Source organism: Polaribacter sp. Hel_I_88 (assembly GCF_000687935.1).
Lineage (GTDB): Bacteria > Bacteroidota > Bacteroidia > Flavobacteriales > Flavobacteriaceae > Polaribacter.
In genome coordinates this window covers 2,183,938-2,205,443 of sequence record NZ_JHZZ01000001.1, presented here as the reverse complement: position 1 = coordinate 2,205,443, position 21,506 = coordinate 2,183,938, and the positions used below count along the sequence as shown (strand labels likewise).

The window sequence follows — 21,506 nt, the reverse complement described above, 5'->3', positions numbered from 1 at the left end:
CATACAGAATGAACACTGCCCACTAAACACTAACCTCTAAACTCTAACCACTAAACACCACCAACTAACCACCAACGACTTCCCACTTCCCACTTTAATCTTCACATCTCCACTCCCAACAAATCCGCCACAATAACAACAAACTGCTCTCGATCTACACTCTTACTATTTTTCAGCGTTTCAGTAGCTGTAGTTAATTGAATAGCGTAATCCTGCGCATTATACCAAGCTCTAAAAGGAGTATCTTTCACCAAAATATGGCCTTTCTCATACAGAAAACGATACAAAAAACTAATCACTACTTTCGTACTCAAACCCTTTGCGAGCGTATCAAACAAATGATAACCTTGGTAACTGGCAAAAATAACCTGCGGATAATCAGGGGTATCTTGCAAACCAGCCAAAGGCAACTTAGAAGAAAAATAATTTTTAATTTGATGGACAAAAGCAGGAGGTTCTTCAATTTTCAATTCAAAACAAAGCGTATCTATAAATTGCGCAAACCACAAAAGCGCACTAACTTGAAGTTGTCTTTTCTGATCTTCAAACAACAAACGATTATTCAAATGAAAAATAACAGTATCCAACGCCTCCTTCGTTGCCTGGAAGTTACAAAGATTAAAGTCTGATTCAAAAAGCAAACTAGAATATACTTCTTTAAGAATAATGCTCGCTAATAAATTAAATGCTTCGTCAATTTCAATTATTTCCAAATTATGTACAGACAAATTCAAAGTTTGAATATAACCCCTATAAGAGGAATCCATGATATTCTCAAAATGCAGATTAGAGGCAAACAACCGATCTATGGTTTTAAAACATGCCTTATGCGTTTTAATAAAATGTACATAAAGCATCGCTTCGGGTAACTTTTCAATTGTAAACTGAAACAACTCCGCCTCTGCAAACTCCTCAAGTTTATTGTAAGAAAAAAATTTATTGTAATTTTTGCCAAATTTAATTTTGTGCAACAATATACTAGGAGAACCATCACCATCATAAGGAGCGTGCCCGATATCATAGTGATAATACAAATAGCAACTAAAATTCCGCACAAAAACAGCCATAATTTGGGCATCCGTTAATGTTAGATCAAGGTCTTCAATTCTATAAATCCCCGAAATTAAAAAAGGGTTGATAGTGTCAAATCGATTGCTCTCATATTCAATATTTTCGTTTTTCATTTTTTTTATGGCAAAATAATAAGAATTCTAATCAATTTTAACACAAAAGATACAAACTTCTCAACAGGATAGTAACAATGTAAAGAAAACCTGTGCTTTATGCAAAAGATCTATACGTACGTTAACATTTTAGTTAAACCTATGCATCCTGAATACAAAGCCAGTACAAAGCCTATATAAAGCCTATACAGCTTTTGTTTAAAGTGAGCGGAAAATATGGAAAAACACTGACAAAAAGGAAAATAGCGTAAAAGATACCAAAGCTTTCCAAAGGACTCCAACAAACCCCAAAACCCAGTCTAAAAAACCGCTAACTTTACAACATCATTCGGATTCAGTGTCAACACCCTAGCTGCAGACAAAGTGTTTTTCACTAGCCCTAATGTGTATATAATAATTATAATTTAAAATTTAGAATCATGGCAAAATTAAAGTCATTATTAAAAATCGAAGGCACCTTGGATGGGATGACCTTCTACAAAAAAGCCGATGGGCAGTATTATGTAAGAACCAAAGGCGGTGTAAAAAAGGAACGTATTTTAAACGACCCTTCCTTTGCAAGAACCCGAGAAAACAACTCAGAATTTGCAGAGGTAGCAAAAAGCGGCAAACAGTTTCGAAGAGCCTTGGTAGGCGCTTTAACAAATGTAAAAGACCGCACAAAGACCACACGCTTGTCTAGTAATTTGTTTAAAGTCAAAAACTATGACACCACTTCTGGTCGAGGCGAACGAAAAGTAAGCATCGGTATTCAAGAAGCAGAAGCCAAAGTGCAATTAGTAGGATTTGATTTTAACAAGAATGCACCTTTAGATACGGTACTCTTGCAAAATTATGTGATAAACACAACAAGCAAAGAAATAAGTCTTGGCGATTTTACCCCAAACATCATGCTAGCAAACCCGAAAGGCGCAACACATGTAAAAATGAGTGCCTATCATGCAAACTACGACTTTACCTCTTTCGATAGCGAGTTAGTAGCAAGCAATGTAGAAACCTTGGCCATCGATAGCACAAGTAGCAACATTACCTTCTCTTTTACAACCCCAGCTTCAGGAACTGGCGTAGAACTATTTTTATTAAAAATAGAGTTTCTACAAGAACTAAATGGCGATTTGTACCAATTAAACAACGGTGCTTTCAATGCCTTAAAATTAGTAAGTATGGTTTAACAAACCACTTCAACACAAGAGGCTGTTTGAAAAATAATTTTTTTAGACAGCCTTTTTTTATGACCACCATCGTCATTCTACTTCACTAATTAAACCCTCATTGCGATAGAGGTACATCTGAAGCAATCTTTTAGTGTAGAAGACCAAACGTCATTACGAAGGAGTAACGATTGAAGCAATCCTTTAGTGTAGAAGACCAAACGTCATTACGAAGAAGGTACGACTGAAGCAATCTTTTAGTTGAAAATACCAAACGTCATTGCGAAAGAGGAACGATTGAAGCAATCTTTTAGTTTAGAATACCCAACGTCATTACGCAAGAGGTACGACTGAAGCAATCTTTTAGTTAAAAATACCAAACGTCATTGCGAAAGAGGAACGATTGAAGCAATCTTATAGTTTAGAATACTACACGTCATTACGAAGGATGTATGCTGAACTTGATTCAATAGGAACGACTGAAACAATCTTTGAGTTTAGAATACCAAACGTCATTGCGTAGAAGGTACGACTGAAGCAATCTTATAGTTTAGAACACCTAATTATGTTCTCATACTATCTATATTGCTTTACATAAAAAAAAAGACTTCTAAAAAGTAAAACCATTGTCAACCTGAATTTATTTCAGGTTCTTATATTATTTGATTACCAATATGTTAAGACACTGAAACATGTTCAGCACAAGCTTCATAAAAAATAAAGACTTACTTTTATTTTTCTTAAATTCTAAAATACACTAAAGGTGTTGATACGTCATTGCAAAGGAGGTACGACTGAAATAATCTTTTAGTTTAGAATTCAAATAAACTTTCAACATGTCAGTTCGAGTGATTTTTGATAAAAAATTGTATCGAGAACTCGTTTAGATGTTAAAATTCTTTTGCTTGATAAAAGCTTTACTTATAGTAACAAATCAATTGAATTGACAAAGACTCATAAATAAGGCTTTTAATACTATCCAGCAGTAGCGAAAAACTTTATAAATTTAGAAACCTTAACGATGAGATTGCTTCGTGCCTCGCAAAGACGATTAACATGGAATTGGACGTCATTGCGAAAGAGGTACGATTGAAGCAATCTTTTAATTTAGAAGACCAAACGTCATTGCGATGGAGGCACGACTGAAGCAATCTTTTAGTTTAGAATATCAAACGTCATTGCGAAGAAGGTACGAGTGAAGCAATCTTATAGTTTATAATACCTAACGTCATTGCGAAGAAGGTACGAGTGAAGCAATCTTATAGTTTAAAATACAATAACTTAATCTAGACTCTATCTTTAAATAAACTTTCAACATGTCAGTTCGAGTGATTTTTGATAAAAAATTGTATCGAGAACTCGTTTAGATGTTAAAATTCTTTTGCTTGATAAAAGCTTTACTTATAGTAACAAATCAATTGAATTGACAAAGACTCATAAATAAGGCTTTTAATACTATCCAGCAGTAGCGAAAAACTTTATAAATTTAGAAACCTTAACGATGAGATTGCTTCGTGCCTCGCAAAGACGATTAACATGGAATTGGACGTCATTGCGAAAGAGGTACGATTGAAGCAATCTTTTAATTTAGAAGACCAAACGTCATTGCGATGGAGGCACGACTGAAGCAATCTTTTAATTTAGAAGACCAAACGTCATTGCGATGGAGGCACGACTGAAGCAATCTTTTAGTTTAGAATATCAAACGTCATTGCGAAGAGGGTACGAGTGAAGCAATCTTATAGTTTATAATACCTAACGTCATTGCGAAGGAGGAACGACTGAAGCAATCTTTTAGTTAAGAACACCTAATTATGTTCTCATAACATATTGCTTTACATAAAAAAAAGACTTCTAAAAAGTAAACCCATTGTCAACCTGAATTTATTTCAGGTTCTCATAGTTTTTGATTCATAATAAGTTAAGATACTGAAACAAGTTCTGCATGACAAAATTTAATACCATTTAGACAATTTATGAAGTGGCAATGAGGGATTGGATATCCCTTATTGAAACCGCTACTGCAAATACAATCCTCATGAGCTCCGCTCCTGTAGTCTTTTTTGTTTTCAAAAAATCATGAAGTAAGCTTTTTAAAAAAAAAGGCTTTCTAAAAAAATAAATTTATTGTCAACCTGAATTTATTTCAGGTTCTTATAGTGTTTGATTCATAATATGTTAAGATGCTGAAACAAGTTCAGCATGACAAGGCTCAATACTTTTTAGATTGCCTTTTAAGTAGGCAATGAGGGATTGCAGATCCCTTATTGAAACCGCTACTGCAAATACAATCCTCATGAGCTCCGCTCCTGTAGTCTTTTTTGTTTTCAAAAAATCATGAAGCAAGCTTCTGATTTTTTGACAACAAAAAATCCTGATGAAAAATTCATCAGGATTGTGATTGATGTGGGCAATGAGGGATTCGACGTGTCCCGAGCTTGCCTCGGGGACCCCCGACCCTTCCGAAGTAAATTCGGAATGCTCTGATTTACCCCAAACGGGTTTCAGGAACCTGTTCCGAACTTGCTTCGGGAACCTGTCCCGAACTTGCTTCGGGAACCTGTCCCGAACTTGCTTCGGGAACCAACTAATTTTTTAAGGAAATCAATTTTTCTACCATCTTCCTACTCTTCCATCCTTTTATTTGTTTTTCTCTGTTAATAGCTTCGGTTTTTTCTTCGAATTCTTCTGTATACACAATTTTCCAATCATTTGTTTTCCCAGTGAATGAATTTCCTCCCTGATTATGACGGATTATTCTAGCATTTAAATCGCTAGTAAAACCGATATAATATTTATTTAATTTTTCGCTAAATAAAATGTAGACTATAAACATGAAATTGCTTGTAATAAAAAACTCTTCCGAAATTCGGAAGAGTTTTAATGTGGGCAATGAGGGATTCGAACCCCCGACCCTCTCGGTGTAAACGAGATGCTCTGAACCAACTGAGCTAATTGCCCTTTATATTTTAATTCCTAAGTGAAGGAATACTTCTTTATTTCAAACAAACTCTTCCGAACTTGCTTCGGAATGCTCTGACGTGTTCCGAACTCGCTTCGGAAACCAACTGAGCTAATTGCCCGATTTTATTTGAATTCCGTTTCGGCAGGAATGTGGTGGGCAATGAGGGATTCGAACCCCCGACCCCCTCGGTGTAAACGAGGTGCTCTGAACCAACTGAGCTAATTGCCCTCAATTGCGGGTGCAAATATACTATTGTTTTAGAATAAAACAACACTATTCTAATTTAATTTTACAAAATTTCTGCAACCACAAACGTACTGCCTCCTACATACACAACATCTTCTTTACCAGCACTTAGCTTCGCTGTTTCAAAAGCTTGATTTACAGAATCAAAAGAAGTTCCTATCAAATTAAACTGGTTTGCTGCTTTTTTTACTATTTTTTCTGACAGCCCTCTTGGGATATTGGGTTTGCAAAAATAATAGGTAGCGTCTTTAGGAAATAGTGGGAACACCTCATCCAACTTTTTATCAGACACCACCCCTAAAACAATATGGAGTTGTTGGTAAGGTTCTTTTTGAAGCTGTTGCAAAACAATTTCCAACCCTTCTTTATTATGAGCGGTATCTGCAATTACTTTAGGCTTTTCCTGCAAAATCTGCCACCTTCCTTGTAAGTTAGTATGCTTTACAACATTTTGTAACCCCCTTACTATATGTTCTTTTGAAATTTGGAATCCTTTTAACTGCTGTATAGCAGCAACGGCTGTTTTTGTGTTTGATGTTTGGTAATCCCCCAACAAATCGGTTTGATAGCATTGCTCATCATCCGACCCAAAAAAGAGCTCTACATCACATTCCTGTGCTTTCTTTTGAAAAACAGCAACAACCTCTTCTTGCTTTTCTCCTATAATTACGGGAACGTTCTTTTTGATGATGCCGGCTTTTTCAAAAGCGATTTCTGGTAAGGTTTCCCCTAAAAACTGTGTGTGATCTAACCCTATGTTGGTAATGACGGATACTGCTGGAGTAATGATGTTTGTGGAATCCAATCGTCCTCCTAAACCGACTTCTATAATGGCGATATCTACTTTTTCATCCGCAAAATAATCGAAGGCCAAGCCCACAGTCATCTCAAAAAAAGAGAGCTGTTGTTTTTCTAAAAACAATTTATGTTTGGCTATAAATGAAACCACTTTTGTTTTCGGAATTTCAGCTCCATTTAAACGGATTCGTTCCGTAAAACTTTTTAAATGAGGTGAGGTATACAACCCTACTGTATAACCTGCTTCTTGCAAAACAGAAGCCAACATGTGACTTGTGGAACCTTTTCCGTTTGTGCCCCCAACATGAATTGACTTGAATTTTTGCTCTGGATTTCCTAACTCCTTCGCAAAAGCTAGGATGTTTGTTAAATCCTTTTTAAACGCTGTCTTCCCTATGTTTTGATACATAGGTAATTGGCTAAACATCCAGTTTAGGGTTTCTTGGTACGTCATAATCACTAAATAATTCTTATCTATTCTCTAAATGTCTTAAAACTTAAAATCTGTCATGCTGAATTCATTTCAGAATCTTAGACTACATTAAATACACATCCTATTCCAAGACCCTGAAATAAATTCAGGGTGACAAAATAGTGGTATCATCGCACACTTTTATATTCAAAAATTATTAGTCTACTCAAAATAATTTAATGTTGTAAAGCCGTTGTCTTTCAAAAACTGATCTTTTTTCATCAATTTTAAATCAGATTGCATCATATCTTTGACCAAATCTTGCAAATCATATTGACACTCCCAACCTAATTTTTGTTTTGCTTTTGAGGGATCTCCAATTAATAAATCAACTTCTGTAGGTCTAAAATACTTTGGATCTACCGCTAACACTTCTTGTCCGATTTCAGGTCGTTCTTCATTGCTTACTTTTCGTTGTCCATTTTCGCTCAAAGCTGCTTGGTATTTTTCTTCGTCAATACTTTTAACGAAACCTTTCTCATCAACTCCTTCTCCTTTAAACATTAACTCAATACCAACTTGCTCAAAACTCATTCTTACAAAATCTCTTACAGAGGTAGTTTTGCCGGTTGCAATCACCCAGTCTTCTGCTTCCTCTGCCTGTAAAATCATCCACATCATTCTTACATAATCTTTGGCATGCCCCCAATCTCGTTTTGCGTCTAAGTTTCCTAAATATAATTTATCCTGAAGTCCTAATGCAATTCTAGCGGTTGCTCTGGTAATTTTACGCGTTACAAAAGTTTCTCCTCTTAAAGGAGATTCGTGGTTAAACAAAATTCCATTACAAGCATACATTCCATACGCTTCTCTGTAATTTACAGTAATCCAAAATGCGTACATTTTAGCAACTGCATAGGGAGAACGTGGGTAAAATGGCGTTGTTTCAGACTGTGGAACTTCTTGTACTTTTCCATACAACTCTGATGTTGATGCTTGATAAATTCTCGTTTTCTTTTCCAACCCTAACAATCGAACAGCGTCTAAAATTCTTAACGTCCCTAAACCATCTGCATTTCCTGTATATTCTGGCGTTTCAAAAGAAACTGCCACATGACTCATGGCTGCTAAATTATAAATTTCGTCGGGTTGAATTTCTTTGATCAAACGTGTGATATTGGTACTATCCGTCATATCCCCATAATGTAAAAAGAAATTACGATTGTCTACATGAGGATCTTGGTATAAATGATCAATTCTGTCTGTATTAAATAAAGACGACCTTCTTTTCATTCCATGCACTTCGTATCCTTTTTTTAGTAAAAATTCACTTAAATACGCGCCATCTTGGCCTGTTACTCCTGTTATAAATGCTACTTTCATATTTTTTGTTCGTTGTTCGTTGTTCGTTGTTCGTTGTTCGTTTGGCGAAAAACGGAAATAGATAAGCGATTAACGGTATATCTACTTTAATGATTTTATCAATTTATACAACATCATTTTAATTCTTGTACATAAGGTATTTAATGCATGATACTCTTCAACAGAAATATAATGTAAGTCTTTCGCTAAAAACAACTGATAATTTGCTTCCTCTAAAGATCCTTTTGCAATATATAAAAACTGAATAAATTCTTTTTTATATTGTCTACCCTGACCTTCTATTATATTTGTTGGCACACTACTGACACTTCTTCTCAATTGACTCGTTAAGCCATACATTTCTGAAGAGGGAAATTTTTTAGAAATTGTATATACTTTCAAGGTTAATTGATGTGCTAATTTCCATACTTCCAGATTATTTTCCATATTTTTTAGTCGTTGTTGGTTAGTCGTTAGGTAAAAAGCGGAAATCGAAAAACGATGGCCGTTGTTTGTGGTTCGTTGTTTCTTGTCTGTTCTTGATTTACGATGGACGAGAAACGAGAAACGAAAATCGAAACTACATCTTCACTTCCTTAATATCCTCTATATTTTCTAAAAACCAAGCATATGTTTTCTCAATTCCTTCTTGTAATTCTGTTGTGTATTCCCAACCTACATCTTTCATTTTAGAAACATCCATTAATTTTCTTGGGGTACCATCTGGTTTTGTGGCATCCCAAATAATTTCTCCTTGATGTCCTACAACTTTTTGGATCGTTTCAGCTAGTTCTTTAATAGTAATATCTTTTCCTGTTCCGATATTATATAAATATTCTGGTAAATTATTTTCTAAAGCAAACACAACAGCTTCTGCCATGTCATCTACAAATAAAAATTCTCTCATTGGGGTCCCACTTCCCCATAGTTCTACAGGCTGATTATTTAATTTTGCCTCATGGAATTTACGCAACATTGCTGGTAAAACATGGGATGTTTTCAAATCGAAATTATCAAAATAACCGTATAAATTTGTGGGCATCAAGCTCACATACTCTTTTTGAAATTGATTTCTAATGGCTTGACAACTTTTAACCCCGGTTATTTTTGCAATCGCATACCACTCATTAGTAGGTTCTAAAGAATCAGTTAGTAAATAGTCTTCTTTTAAAGGTTGTGGAGCAAACTTCGGATAAATACAAGAGCTTCCTAAAAAAATAAACTTCTCAACATGATTTTTTAATGAAGTATCGATTAAGTTGTTTTGAATCTGCATATTTTCCATTAAAAATTGATAAGGAAAATCATTATTTGCCAAAATACCTCCAACTTTTGCAGCTGCATCAATCACAATCGCTGGTTTTTCTTTATCAAAAAAATCAAGCACCTCTTGCTGGTTTTTTAAATCTAGCTCTTTACTGCTCCTGCCAACTAAATTGGAATATCCTCTTTTTTCTAAAGCTCTCCAAATAGCAGCACCTACCATACCTCTATGACCTGCGATGTATATTTTTGTGCTTTTATTTACGTTGTTCATGTTTCTTTATTCGTGTATCGTGTTTCGTTTTTTGTATTTCGTTATTCGTGGATCATGTTTTCATAAGCAATGTTCGATATGAACGCTGCAGACTTCCTACTTCCAACTTCCAGCCTCTCTCTTCTGACTTCAAATCATCAACTTCCAGCTACTCTCTTCCAACTTCCAACTTCTGACTTCCAACTTCAAACTTCCAACTTCTGACTTATATACCACCAACTTCCAACCTGCAATTTTGTACCTCGAATAACGATGGATGATTAACGAGAAACGAAACTCAGTTACTTTCCTATTTGATAATATTCAAATCCTTTTTCTTCCAGATGAAATACATTGTATTGGTTTCTACCATCAAAAATGATGGGAGCCTTTAATTTGAGTTTAATTTCTTCAAAATCCGGTGAACGGAATTCTTTCCATTCCGTCATTAAAATCAACGCCTCTGCATCATCTAACACCTGATATTTAGCATCGAAATAGGTAATATTTTCTAGGTCTTTTAAATAAAATTGTTTTGCAGTTTCAATGGCTTTAGGATCGTAAACATTAATTTTTGCTCCTTTTGCCAATAATGCCTTGATGACAAAAATAGAAGGGGCTTCACGAACATCATCTGTACCAGGTTTAAAAGATAAGCCCCACATGGCAAATGTTTTCCCTTTTAAATCAGCTCCAAATCTTTGTATAATTTTATTGTAAATAATTAATTTTTGTGCATCATTTACAGCTTCTACAGAAGCAATTAATTTTGCATTGTAGCCATGATCTTTTGCTATTTTATGGAGTGCTTTTACGTCTTTCGGAAAACATGAACCTCCATAACCTGCTCCTGGATATATAAAGTTATAGCCAATTCTACTATCGGAGCCAATACCAATTCTTACTTTATTGGCATCTGCTCCAACTTTTTCACAAATATTCGCAATTTCATTCATAAAAGAAATCTTAGTCGCCAACATCGCATTGGCTGCATATTTGGTCATTTCTGCAGAACGAATGTCCATTCGTATAAAACGATCATGGGTTCTAAAAAAAGGAGAATATAACTGCTCCATTTTTTGAAAAGCTACTTCAGTATCAGCTCCAATAACTACCCTGTCTGGCTTCATAAAATCGACAATTGCTGACCCTTCTTTTAAAAATTCAGGATTCGAAACTACATGAAATTTTACCTCCACGTTTCTAGCCATTAATTCTTTTTGAATAATTTCTTTGACTTTATCTGCTGTTCCAACTGGAACTGTAGATTTATTTACAATAATTGTTTCTTTTGTAATTGCCTGTCCAATATCTTTTGCGGCCTGATAAAAATAGTGTAAATCAACATCATGATCTTCTTTTGTAGGAGTACCCACAGCAATAAAGATGATTTCAGCATTTACATTGCCCTCTTTTAAATTGGTTTTAAAAAATAAGGTTTTATCTACGTTTTTTAGTACTAAACTCTCTAAACCAGGTTCAAAAATGGGAATGATACCTTGCTGTAAATTTTTGATTTTATGTGTATGTACATCCACACATGTAACTATATTTCCCATTTCTGCAAAACACGCTCCTGCAGTTAATCCCACATAACCACTTCCTAGTACGGTAATATTCAATCTTATTTATTTATTTTGTTGTTCGATTTTCGTCATTAGATTTTGGTATCACGTTCTTTATGAAATGTCAAAAATGGACGAGAAACGATCTTAGTTCTTCACTCTTCCAACCTCAAACCTCAAACTTCTAACTTCACCCCTCACGCTTCAAACTTCACTCTTCGTAATTCGCTGTTCGAAAAATGACAAACGACAAACGATACACCTATTTATCTTTCGTTTTTAGATTTTCTTTAGCTTGCACCTCTCTTCTTAATCCGCTGCTAGAAAAACGATGTTCTCTTTTATTAAAGTACAAATCAATTCCTTTTTCTTCACAATACTGTCTTCCTGTAAATTGTTTGCTAGCGTATTCTTCTCCTATAATTCGTACATCAATCTTAAAAGAACGCAATACATCTTCTAAATCTTGTTCGGTTGCATAAGGCACAACCTCATCTACAAATTTACAGCCCTTTAATTGAATGTATCTTTCCACCACAGATTGTACAGGCATATTTTTTTCTGGACGATCTAAGGTTGGATTAGTTTGCAAACCACAAATTAAATAATCGCATTGCCTTTTTGCGTCTTCTAGCATGGTGATATGCCCTGCATGCAATAAATCGAAGGCACTAAACGTAATTCCTATTTTCATAATACTATTTTTTATTTTTTCTTAAGCAACCAAGATGAGGATTGTATTTTATCTCCTAAGCCATCAATCAACTGAATGTTCAACTCCTTACAAATGGGAGCTTCTGGGATTGAATTATTGTTTTGATCTCCCCCATTTGCAAAACCTAAATCGTATTCTTTTCCATACTTTTCTGAAAGACTTCTAATCGTTTCACAAACAGTTCTATCTTTATCTATAGAAATCATTGCTTTATCTACAGCCTTCATATTTTGTACAATAATTAAGCGCTCCTCTTCTTCCTGAAATTCTTTAGAACCTTTTAAAGCCCTTTGCAAATCGCTATTCACAATCACAAACAACTCATCTGCCAATGCTTTTGCGCTATTAAAATACTCCAAATGGCCTTTGTGAATTGGATTAAAATATCCTGAAACTATGATTGCTTTTTTTTTCATTTTTTCCTCCATTTTTTCTTCAAATATAATTTTAATTCTCTAAAAATGTGATTTTGATTGCATCAATTTTAGATGATTTTTTGTTTAAACTGCTATAAATATATTAAAAACAAGCAACATAAAAAACCAAACATCATTGAGAAACAGATAGATACTGTTCATCAATAGATGGATTTACGTGTAACTGCTTCACATTATTTTGTTAGAGAAAACTTATAAATGATAGTGCCTGTTTGACTGACAGGTGCTTTTTCATCTTGATTCCAAGTAGTATTTAAGGCAGCTTCTTTGGCAGGGTCTAATAAACATTTCGCTGTATTTGTAGAGCCCTTTACTCCAGGAATTGCACTGATTACTTTTCCGTTTTTATCCACCGTAATTTTGACAACAACGGTACCTTCCTCCTGACAATCTGGTTTTTTTATGGGTTTCAGCAATGCTTTTCTTCCTGCTAAATTATAATTTCCTCCTGAGCCACCTCCAGTATTTCCATAATACTTATTGGAATTTGGATCGCCATTTTCATTTCCTTTCACACCTTCTTTTGCATCATCTCCTTCTCCTGTTGCTTTTCCATCTGAGGTAGTTCCGTTTAACAAACTATTTAAAGCATCTGTAGTTTCTTTAGAAGGTTTTGGTTTTGGAACTACTTTCGGCACTTCCTTTTTGACAACTTCTTTTACAGGTTGCTTTGTTACCTCTTTTACCTTTTCTACGACAGGCACTTCCTCAGCAGTTTCTTTTGTAATAATTTCTTCTTTGAGAATTTCTTTTGGCGTTTCTTTTACTTTTTCAACTACTTCTTGTTCTTGCGCTACAACTCTAGGCGTAGGTGCTTTTTTAGTAAACTCAACAGGTTCTCCACTCCCAACATTGGCATCTCCAAAATTAATAGCCAAACCATATTCTTCTGGAGGATCTAAGTATTGCATTCCGTAATTAAAGACTACAAACAACAAAAGCAACAAAATAACCGCTGTTATTGCTGCTGATTTACGTTTATGTTTTGTTTCTAATATTGGCATCATATAAAATACCTACAAGGTTTTTAAAACCTTGCAGGATGAATTATTTATTTAGCATTCACAGCTAAAATCATTTTTAATTTATTTTTGTTGGCAATGTCAATTACCTGCATCACGTTTTTATAGGGTACATCTTTATCTCCTCTTATAATAATCGTTTTCTTTTTATCTGAACCCACACTTCTTAAAATTTCACTCTCTAAATTCTCTGAACTTACTTGTGTTTTATCGATATAAAAAAAGGACTCATTGGTGATTGAAACTGCCACAGATTTGCTGTTTTCTGTTTTTCCTCCTGCTTTGGGTAGCAAAACATCAATGGCACTGACTGTGACTAAGGTTGATGTGAGCATAAAAAATATCAACAATAAAAAAACAATATCGGTCATGGACGACATATTGAATGTTGGATTTATTTTATTTCTTCCTCGTAAATTCATACTTTAGATTCAAGGTTTAAAGTTCAAAATTCAAGATTTGCGTTAAAAGTCATCAACTTTGAACCTTGAATGTTAAACTTTGAATGTTTTTTTTAAACTGGTTCGTTTAACAAATCTAAAAACTCAACCGATTTTGCTTCCATTTGATACACTACTTTATCGGTTCTTACCACCAAATGATTGTAAGTTACATAGGCAATAATTCCTACAATTAAACCTGCAACTGTAGTGGTCATAGCTGTATACAAACCATCAGAAAGTAATTTGATATCAATTTGACCACCAGCATTGGCAATTTCATGAATGGCTACAATCATACCAATCACAGTTCCTAAAAAACCAATCATTGGTGCAGCTCCTGCAATCGTTGCCAACACAGAAACGTTTTTTTCCAATTGATACACCTCTAACTTTCCTGCGGTTTCAATAGCAGTATTGATATCTTCCAAAGGCTTTCCAATTCTCGAAATTCCTTTTCCAATCAAACGTGCTGTAGGTGTGTTTTTACTCTTGCACAACGCATTTGCTGAATCTAATTTTCCATTGGTAACATAATCTTTAATTTGATTCATAAAATTTACATCAATTTTAGAAGCAGCTTTAATGGCAAAAAAACGTTCAAAATAAATATACAAACCAACCGCTAAAAGCACAAATAGAATACCTATAATGATTTGCCCTCCTAAACCACCATCCATAATTAAATTATAGATCGATAAGGTTTTTTCTTCCTGAACAGTTTCTGCTAACAACTCAGTATTTTCTTGAAAAAATGATAACATTCAGCTATTTTTTAAATTCTATATTAGTAACGAGTATTCTTTTTTAAAATTGTTCTTATACAAGAATCAATTTTTATTTATCAAAAAAAATGCCATTCCGTAATTTTACAAAATGACATTTATTATAATTTATAATTAGTGTCTTATATAAATGATCTTATCACTATAAAGGCTATAGAACCTACCAAAAAACCAATTAATGCCAACCAAGATATTTTTTTAATATACCAGAAAAAATCTATTTTTTCCATACCCATGGCTACCACTCCAGCAGCAGAACCAATAATTAACATAGAACCTCCTGTACCTGCAGAAAATGCTATAAAGTGCCATAAAGGATTGTCCATAGGTTCAGAAAACATTCCTAAACTCGCAGCTACTAAAGGTACGTTGTCAATGACTGCAGAACCAATTCCTAATAAAATTACCACTAAATCAGAAACTCCTGTTCCTGCTAATTCAGATCCTATTAAAGGAATTCCTTGTTTTAAACTATCTGCAAAGTTGAATAAAATTCCCAACGATTCTAAGGCTGCAACAGCCATTAAAATTCCTAAGAAAAATAAAATACTTGGCATTTCAATTTTTGATAATGATGAATGTACTGGACTGTGGTGTGCTCCAGATTCGTGCTCATCTGCTTGCTCTCCTTCTACTGTAGAAATAGAGAATTTAGAATTACTATAGATTTCTGCAAAGGTTGCTACAATTCCTAAAGACAACATCATCCCTACATAAGGTGGTAAATGTGTTACTGTTTTAAACACAGGTACAAATAAAATAGCACCCAAACCTAAATATAACATTTTTGCACTATGAGGACTTTTTGGCTTTTCAACTTCATTTTCGTCAAAATCTATTTCTCCTTTAAAGGCTGGTAAAAATGTTGCGATAAAAGTTGGCACGACCATACATAATAATGACGGAATAAATAAATACGTAAATAACATGCCTGTACTTACTTTATCTCCAATCCAAAGCATGGTTGTGGTAACGTCTCCAATAGGAGAAAAAGCTCCACCTGCATTGGCTGCAATAATAATTAAACCTGCAAACCAAATTCTATCCTCTCTTGTTTTTACAATTTTCTGTAAAATAGAAATCAATACGATAGTTGCTGTTAAATTATCAATAATTGCTGATAAAATAAAAGCTAACACTGCAAACATCCAAAGTAATTTTTTCTTTCCTTTAAAGTTCACGTAATTTTTAATCGTAGAGAATCCATCAAAATAATCGATAATTTCTACGATGGTCATCGCTCCTAAAAGGAACACTAAAATTTCCGCTGTTTTCCCTAAATGATGCAATAAAGTTTCTTCTACCAAATGCATTTTATCATCATGTGCCATAGATGCAAAACCATCTACCAGTCCATGATTGGCAGAATCGAACCAATTCGTAAAACTATCAACACCAAGCGCTACAATAGCCCAACAAACTGCCATCATAATAAGGGCAGGTATTAATTTGTCTAATTTTAAATTATGCTCTAAAGTAATGGCTAAATACCCTAGTACAAATACGATAATAATAATTGATTCCATATCTTAGTTTAATTTGTTTCGTTTAAATTAGTTGTTTTAATGCGATTTCAAATGCTGTTGAGCAAATTTTTGTTTTTGACGCACTCTTGTTAAATGTTTTTTGTAATGCTTTTTTTATGGTATTTGAGGTATCATCAAAAATAGCTTTGTCTTGCATTGGCAAGGTAACTCTAGCTTCCATTAAATAGGCAAAAACTCTTGCAATTCCACAATTAGAAATAAAATCTGGTAACAAGCTTATGTGATTGTCTGTATGTTCCATAATAGGGCCAAAGAAAATTTCTTTATCCGCAAAAGGCACATTGGCTCCTGGAGATATTACTTCCAATCCTGTATTAATCATTTGTTGCACTTGCTCTTGAGAAACCAATCTTGATGCTGCTGCAGGCACAAATATCTCTGCTGGCAAACTCCAAATTTTTTCATTTATTTCTGTAAAAGGAATCATGTTTTTTGAGGCTAATTGATTGCCATCTTTCGATAAAAATAATGTAGTCATTTCATCTTTTGTGAATCCTTTTTCATTGATGACTCCTCCTTGCCTGTCTATAATTCCAACTACTTTTGCACCTAATTGGGTTAAATAATAGGCTGCTGCTGCACCTACATTTCCAAAACCTTGTACAATAGCTCTTTTACCAACAATAGTTCCACCATAAATATCATAATAATGCCTTACAGCTTCTGCTACTCCATAACCTGTTAACATATCTGCAACTGTATATTTTCTAGAAATATCTGGCGAAAAATGTTCGTCTTCAATTACTTTAATAACGCCTAAACGTAGTTGCCCAATTCTATTAATTTTATCAGCTTCTGTTGGTTTAAAATGTCCGTTAAAAATCCCTTCTTGAGGATGCCAAACACCACAGTCTTCTGTAATTGGAATTACATCTTTATCTGCATCAACATTTAAATCGCCACCTGTTCCATAATAATGTTTTAACAATGGAGTTACTGCTTTATACCAGCGTTCTAAAACACCTCTTTTTCTTGGATCATTTGGATCGAAGTTAATCCCCGATTTTGCGCCACCAATAGCGGGTCCAGAAACCGTAAATTTTACTTCCATGGTTTTTGCCAGCGATAAAACTTCGTTCATATCCAAACCTTGTCTCATTCTAGTTCCACCTCCTGCAGCTCCTCCTCTTAAAGAGTTTATCACTGCCCAACCTTCAGCATCTGTTTCTTGATCTTTCCAATGAAACACAATTTCTGGTTGTTTGTTTTCGTATATTTTTAATAATTCTTTCATGTTTAATTTTGATGATTTTTCAACTTCATTGTTTATTTTCAAATGCAATTTTCCTTAAAAACCTGAGTAGCATTGCTAAAGTTGATTCATTTTTAAATTAATTTTAAGTATTATTATTAATTATTCGTGTTAAGGACAAACTTACTGTAAAATTTGTAACTTTTAAAATATTTATTTGAAAAGAATTCCTCAAAATCCGAATTCAATTTTCTTTTGAATCTAGAATCATCATTTTAAAAAATGACAACTTATGGATAAAAAATAACACCCGACGAATGATCTTTGCTTGCACCAGTAACCGATTGCAAACAATTAATTTGATTCGTAACTTTCAACAATCCTAAGAAAGCAAAAATTAACGCCTCTTTATAATCGATTAATTCTTTTGTTGGCAAACTAATTCTAGATTTTGCATGTTGCTGAATTTCATCCATTAAAAAAGTATTAAAAACACCTCCACCAGTAAATAAAACTTGATTGTTTTTAGTAATCACCTTACTTATTTGGATGGCAATATGCGCCACAAAAGTTCTTAAGATTGATGGAACATCAGTTTCAAGTGCATCAATTAAAGGAAAAATAGTGGTTTGCACCCATTCCAATCCTAACGATTTTGGAGGTTGCTGTTGATAAAACGCAAGTGCATTTAATTTACCTAAGAGTGTTTCGTTTATTTTTCCTTCGGATGCAATTTTACCAGAGGCATCGTATGCTAAACCGATTTTATTGGCGTAAAAGTTCAAAACAATATTTACAGGACAAATATCAAAAGCTATTCTTTTGTTATCCTTATGATAGGACACATTCGAAAAGCCACCTAGATTTACACAAAAATCATATTCCGAAAATAGCAATTCATCACCAATAGGAACTAAAGGCGCTCCTTGACCTCCCAATTTTACATCTTGTGTTCTAAAATCGCACACCACTTTTTGATTGGTGATTTTCGCAATTTCTTGTCCATTTCCTATTTGTAAGGTAATTCCTTTTTCAGGTTGATGTAAAATAGTATGTCCATGTGAGGCAATAAAATCAATCTTGGTAATTTTATAATTGCTGATAAAATTATTGAGAATCCCTCCTAAAAATTGCCCATAGGTAATGTCTAATTCTTGCAAAGTAGCTTCATCAGAAAAAATAGCATTTTGCAAAAGCAGCTTCCATTCTTTGGAATATGGAATGGTTTCTGCGTGTAGAATTTTAAAGCTCTTAGCATCATCATTTTGAAAACAAACATACACCAAATCAATTCCGTCTAACGAAGTACCAGACATTAAACCAATAGCAAAAGTTTCGTTTATAATCATATCAGTAAAAATAATAAAAGTCTATTGAAAATATGTTACGAAATCGATATATTTGCACTCGTAAATTAAGAATATAACAAAACATACCTATGGATTTTAGCTTAACAGAAGAGCATATCATGATTCGTGATGCAGCAAGAGATTTTGCACAAACAGAATTATTACCTGGCGTTATTGAAAGAGACAATAAACAGGAATTCCCACAAGAATTGGTCAAAAAAATGGGCGATTTAGGTTTTATGGGAATTATGGTAGATCCAAAATATGGAGGAAGTGGTATGGATACTATTTCTTACGTATTAGTTATGGAAGAATTATCAAAAATTGATGCTTCTGCTTCTGTAATAGTTTCTGTAAACAATTCTTTAGTTTGTTATGGTTTAGAATCTTATGGTTCTGAAGCACAAAAAGAAAAATATTTAACAAAATTAGCAACAGGTGAATCTGTTGGGGCTTTTTGTTTAAGCGAGCCAGAAGCTGGTTCTGACGCAACCTCTCAAGCAACAACTGCTATTGACAAAGGAGATCATTATGTAATTAACGGAACAAAAAACTGGATTACAAGTGGTGGACGAGCAGACGTTTATTTGGTAATTGCACAAACAGACAGAGAAAAAGGACATAGAGGAATCAATGCTTTTATCGTGGAAAAAGGAGCTGAAGGCTTTCATATAGGCCCTAAAGAAGATAAATTAGGTATTAGAGGTTCTGATACGCATACACTACAATTTAACGACGTAAAAGTACCTAAAGAAAACAGAATTGGTGAAGATGGTTTTGGATTTAAATTCGCCATGAAAACACTTTCTGGTGGAAGAATCGGAATTGCAGCACAAGCCTTAGGAATTGCAGCTGGAGGTTACGAATTGGCTTTAAAATACTCTAAAGAACGTAAAGCATTTGGAACAGAGATCTGCAACCACCAAGCCATTGCCTTTAAATTGGCAGATATGTATACAGAAATTGAAGCTGCAAGAATGTTAGTAATGAAAGCTGCTTGGATAAAAGACCGCAAAGAAAATTATGATATGGCATCAGCAATGGCAAAACTATACGCAAGTAAAGTTGCGATGGAACAAACTGTAGAGGCTGTGCAAATTCATGGTGGAAATGGTTTCGTTAAAGAATATCATGTAGAGCGTTTAATGCGTGATGCAAAAATTACGCAGATTTACGAGGGAACATCTGAAATCCAAAAAATTGTAATTTCTAGAGGCGTTATCAAAGGATAACCAACTCATTATATATAGTGTCAATAATCCATCTTTTTAAAAGGTGGATTTTTCTTTTGGGCGTGTTTTTGTGAAATACAAAAAAAGCGCTATCCATTATATCTTTTTAAATTTGTCTTTGAGAAGTTTACTTTTTTGTAAACTGTGGCAATCTCATTATTAAAAAACAAATTGCTTATTTATTTACATTTAAAAAGGATGCCATTCCTATCGCTCACGCAGGCGTATTTATGAACGAATTGGTTTAGATAGAATTTATTTCATATTTAATTCAGCCCTCAAAGGGTTTCGAACCCTTTGAGGACTTTAGTAATTAAAAATTCAAATTAATCTTAAAAATTGAAAAACAGAATAATACGTGCTTTTTCTTAAAGTATTTTTTACAATATTATCTTTATAAATTCTTAAAAAAATTAAAGTAAAGTTTCATTTTTTGAATTTAAATAACACTACAATCATTAATTAAATTACACAATTTTAAAAATTATCACTTGCTAAATGTGGTGTGTTTTTATAACTTTAATATCTACCTATAGTATTATTGAAAACAAACATAGCCTTGGCTTAATTGATAATAATATTACAGTAGATAGTTTATTTTAAACTTTTAAGCAACTCTATATCATGCAACTGCAAACCAGAAGAAGGTGCATTATTTCTCATAAACTTCCGATCATTATCTACTTTTAAAGAAGCTTCAATAAACTGTAAATCTAGATTTCCTTTTCCGAGTTCAAATAAAGTTGCCATCATTAAACGCACTTGATATCGCAGAAAACCTTTTCCTTTCACCTTAAATATATAAGACTTTTCTGGGAAAAAGTTCGCCACCAAAACATCATTTTCTACAATTTCACAAGCATCAATTACTCTTTTAAAAATTGTTTTTGCTGATGGTTTTGTACAATATTTATGAAAATAGTGCTCGCCCTCAAAGAGTTTTGCGCCTTTTTGCATCAAATCAATATTTAAATTCTCATCAATATTAACCATAAAAGGCGCAGCAAAAGGATGGTTTTTCTCTCCAAAAGAAAAGTAATAATGATACTCTTTTATTTTATCAGCCTTAATAATATTAAAACTTCTATCAACCTTTTGAATAGAAATTGCCCTAAAATCTGGAGGAAAATTAGCATTTAACAACTCCACAAAAGACGATTCCTCTAAAATTTCGTTGGTAAAAAGTTGCAAATAATAGGAATTTGCAGAAACCTTTGCATCGGTTCTACCCACTCCAATCGTTTTATATACCTCATTTTTAAGCACAAAGGACAAACTTTTATCAACGATATCATGCAAAGTTTTAGCATTGGTCTGTTTTTGCCATCCAGAAAACCGAAAACCGAAGAATTGTAAAGAAATTAAGTAAGAAATTGCGTATTTCATATGTCCAAATATACAATAATTACATTTTTTTTTACAAAAGATGCATTTTTATGAATATCTCAAAATAATAAGCTTCTTTTTTACGAACCCTATATTTTATATGTTAAAAAAAACCAAAAATAGGTTTATGGTAAAATAACCCCCTTTTTTTTGAGGGTACATATAAAAATTACAACGTTTTCGAAAATGAACCCCCTTGTTA

18 protein-coding genes and 2 tRNA genes are annotated in these 21,506 nt (G+C 33.7%); 2 read left to right on the top strand and 18 right to left on the bottom strand.

Annotation, left to right across the window (positions count from 1 at the left end; genetic code table 11):
* Positions 1-101: 101 nt before the first annotated feature.
* The gene (locus P161_RS0109925; RefSeq protein ID WP_026776845.1) at positions 102-1,184 is read right to left on the bottom strand and encodes a hypothetical protein; all 1,083 of its coding nucleotides are present in this window, start codon (positions 1,182-1,184) and stop codon (positions 102-104) included.
* A 419-nt stretch (positions 1,185-1,603) separates the two neighbouring features.
* Here P161_RS0109925 and P161_RS0109920 point away from each other — a divergent pair, with 419 nt between their 5' ends.
* Entirely contained in the window at positions 1,604-2,356 is a 753-nt protein-coding gene (locus P161_RS0109920; protein WP_026776844.1) for a hypothetical protein, read from the top strand.
* Positions 2,357-4,922: 2,566 nt separating this feature from the next.
* Here the strand turns inward: P161_RS0109920 and P161_RS0109910 are convergent.
* The 16 genes from P161_RS0109910 to P161_RS0109835 all read right to left on the bottom strand — a co-directional run bounded on the left by P161_RS0109910 (position 4,923) and on the right by P161_RS0109835 (position 18,686).
* Entirely contained in the window at positions 4,923-5,171 is a 249-nt protein-coding gene (locus tag P161_RS0109910; protein WP_026776843.1) for a GIY-YIG nuclease family protein, read from the bottom strand.
* Between the two features lie 50 nt (positions 5,172-5,221).
* Positions 5,222-5,296 (bottom strand) — tRNA-Val (locus P161_RS0109905).
* A 154-nt stretch (positions 5,297-5,450) separates the two neighbouring features.
* A tRNA-Val gene (locus P161_RS0109900) sits at positions 5,451-5,528 on the bottom strand.
* Between the two features lie 61 nt (positions 5,529-5,589).
* A complete protein-coding gene (locus P161_RS0109895; RefSeq protein ID WP_026776842.1) occupies positions 5,590-6,798 on the bottom strand; it encodes a folylpolyglutamate synthase/dihydrofolate synthase family protein in 1,209 nt (402 codons plus the stop codon).
* Between the two features lie 180 nt (positions 6,799-6,978).
* Entirely contained in the window at positions 6,979-8,139 is a 1,161-nt protein-coding gene (gene gmd / locus P161_RS0109890; RefSeq protein ID WP_026776841.1) for a GDP-mannose 4,6-dehydratase, read from the bottom strand.
* Between the two features lie 81 nt (positions 8,140-8,220).
* Positions 8,221-8,565: a four helix bundle protein gene (locus tag P161_RS0109885; protein WP_026776840.1), complete on the bottom strand. Its 345-nt coding sequence runs from the start codon at positions 8,563-8,565 to the stop codon at positions 8,221-8,223.
* Positions 8,566-8,698: 133 nt separating this feature from the next.
* Positions 8,699-9,655 carry a GDP-L-fucose synthase gene (locus tag P161_RS0109880; protein ID WP_026776839.1) on the bottom strand — a complete coding sequence of 319 codons (957 nt, stop codon included), beginning with the start codon at positions 9,653-9,655 and terminating at the stop codon, positions 8,699-8,701.
* A 281-nt stretch (positions 9,656-9,936) separates the two neighbouring features.
* A complete protein-coding gene (locus P161_RS0109875) occupies positions 9,937-11,256 on the bottom strand; it encodes a UDP-glucose/GDP-mannose dehydrogenase family protein (RefSeq protein ID WP_026776838.1) in 1,320 nt (439 codons plus the stop codon).
* 205 nt (positions 11,257-11,461) lie between these two features.
* The gene (locus P161_RS0109870) at positions 11,462-11,893 is read right to left on the bottom strand and encodes an adenylyltransferase/cytidyltransferase family protein (RefSeq protein WP_026776837.1); all 432 of its coding nucleotides are present in this window, start codon (positions 11,891-11,893) and stop codon (positions 11,462-11,464) included.
* Positions 11,894-11,904: 11 nt separating this feature from the next.
* Complete coding sequence (locus P161_RS0109865) at positions 11,905-12,330, bottom strand: adenylyltransferase/cytidyltransferase family protein (RefSeq protein ID WP_026776836.1); 426 nt, start codon at positions 12,328-12,330, stop codon at positions 11,905-11,907.
* 194 nt (positions 12,331-12,524) lie between these two features.
* Positions 12,525-13,355 carry an energy transducer TonB gene (locus P161_RS0109860; RefSeq protein WP_026776835.1) on the bottom strand — a complete coding sequence of 277 codons (831 nt, stop codon included), beginning with the start codon at positions 13,353-13,355 and terminating at the stop codon, positions 12,525-12,527.
* Positions 13,356-13,402: 47 nt separating this feature from the next.
* Complete coding sequence (locus P161_RS0109855; RefSeq protein ID WP_026776834.1) at positions 13,403-13,795, bottom strand: biopolymer transporter ExbD; 393 nt, start codon at positions 13,793-13,795, stop codon at positions 13,403-13,405.
* A gap of 92 nt (positions 13,796-13,887) precedes the next feature.
* A complete protein-coding gene (locus P161_RS0109850; protein ID WP_026776833.1) occupies positions 13,888-14,577 on the bottom strand; it encodes a MotA/TolQ/ExbB proton channel family protein in 690 nt (229 codons plus the stop codon).
* 143 nt (positions 14,578-14,720) lie between these two features.
* Positions 14,721-16,124, bottom strand: a complete 1,404-nt coding sequence (nhaD, locus tag P161_RS0109845) for a sodium:proton antiporter NhaD (protein WP_026776832.1) — start codon at positions 16,122-16,124, stop codon at positions 14,721-14,723.
* A 22-nt stretch (positions 16,125-16,146) separates the two neighbouring features.
* Positions 16,147-17,379 carry a Glu/Leu/Phe/Val dehydrogenase dimerization domain-containing protein gene (locus P161_RS0109840; protein ID WP_026776831.1) on the bottom strand — a complete coding sequence of 411 codons (1,233 nt, stop codon included), beginning with the start codon at positions 17,377-17,379 and terminating at the stop codon, positions 16,147-16,149.
* Between the two features lie 248 nt (positions 17,380-17,627).
* Positions 17,628-18,686: an anhydro-N-acetylmuramic acid kinase gene (locus tag P161_RS0109835; protein ID WP_026776830.1), complete on the bottom strand. Its 1,059-nt coding sequence runs from the start codon at positions 18,684-18,686 to the stop codon at positions 17,628-17,630.
* 89 nt (positions 18,687-18,775) lie between these two features.
* Between P161_RS0109835 and P161_RS0109830 the strand changes: the two genes are divergently transcribed.
* Positions 18,776-19,918, top strand: a complete 1,143-nt coding sequence (locus tag P161_RS0109830) for an acyl-CoA dehydrogenase (protein ID WP_026776829.1) — start codon at positions 18,776-18,778, stop codon at positions 19,916-19,918.
* Between the two features lie 594 nt (positions 19,919-20,512).
* On the opposite strand, the gene P161_RS0109825 is transcribed toward P161_RS0109830, so the two are convergent.
* Positions 20,513-21,304, bottom strand: a complete 792-nt coding sequence (locus P161_RS0109825) for a pseudouridine synthase (RefSeq protein ID WP_026776828.1) — start codon at positions 21,302-21,304, stop codon at positions 20,513-20,515.
* Between the last annotated feature and the right edge of the window lie 202 nt (positions 21,305-21,506).

Bases quoted from the DNA above. Each gene is read 5' to 3' on its own strand.
- P161_RS0109925 (WP_026776845.1), bottom strand. From the start codon at position 1,184: ATGAAAAACGAAAATATTGAATATGAGAGCAATCGATTTGACACTATC.
- P161_RS0109920 (WP_026776844.1), top strand. From the start codon at position 1,604: ATGGCAAAATTAAAGTCATTATTAAAAATCGAAGGCACCTTGGATGGG.
- P161_RS0109910 (WP_026776843.1), bottom strand. From the start codon at position 5,171: ATGTTTATAGTCTACATTTTATTTAGCGAAAAATTAAATAAATATTAT.
- P161_RS0109895 (WP_026776842.1), bottom strand. From the start codon at position 6,798: ATGACGTACCAAGAAACCCTAAACTGGATGTTTAGCCAATTACCTATG.
- gmd (WP_026776841.1), bottom strand. From the start codon at position 8,139: ATGAAAGTAGCATTTATAACAGGAGTAACAGGCCAAGATGGCGCGTAT.
- P161_RS0109885 (WP_026776840.1), bottom strand. From the start codon at position 8,565: ATGGAAAATAATCTGGAAGTATGGAAATTAGCACATCAATTAACCTTG.
- P161_RS0109880 (WP_026776839.1), bottom strand. From the start codon at position 9,655: ATGAACAACGTAAATAAAAGCACAAAAATATACATCGCAGGTCATAGA.
- P161_RS0109870 (WP_026776837.1), bottom strand. From the start codon at position 11,893: ATGAAAATAGGAATTACGTTTAGTGCCTTCGATTTATTGCATGCAGGG.
- P161_RS0109865 (WP_026776836.1), bottom strand. From the start codon at position 12,330: ATGAAAAAAAAAGCAATCATAGTTTCAGGATATTTTAATCCAATTCAC.
- P161_RS0109860 (WP_026776835.1), bottom strand. From the start codon at position 13,355: ATGCCAATATTAGAAACAAAACATAAACGTAAATCAGCAGCAATAACA.
- P161_RS0109855 (WP_026776834.1), bottom strand. From the start codon at position 13,795: ATGAATTTACGAGGAAGAAATAAAATAAATCCAACATTCAATATGTCG.
- P161_RS0109850 (WP_026776833.1), bottom strand. From the start codon at position 14,577: ATGTTATCATTTTTTCAAGAAAATACTGAGTTGTTAGCAGAAACTGTT.
- nhaD (WP_026776832.1), bottom strand. From the start codon at position 16,124: ATGGAATCAATTATTATTATCGTATTTGTACTAGGGTATTTAGCCATT.
- P161_RS0109840 (WP_026776831.1), bottom strand. From the start codon at position 17,379: ATGAAAGAATTATTAAAAATATACGAAAACAAACAACCAGAAATTGTG.
- P161_RS0109835 (WP_026776830.1), bottom strand. From the start codon at position 18,686: ATGATTATAAACGAAACTTTTGCTATTGGTTTAATGTCTGGTACTTCG.
- P161_RS0109830 (WP_026776829.1), top strand. From the start codon at position 18,776: ATGGATTTTAGCTTAACAGAAGAGCATATCATGATTCGTGATGCAGCA.
- P161_RS0109825 (WP_026776828.1), bottom strand. From the start codon at position 21,304: ATGAAATACGCAATTTCTTACTTAATTTCTTTACAATTCTTCGGTTTT.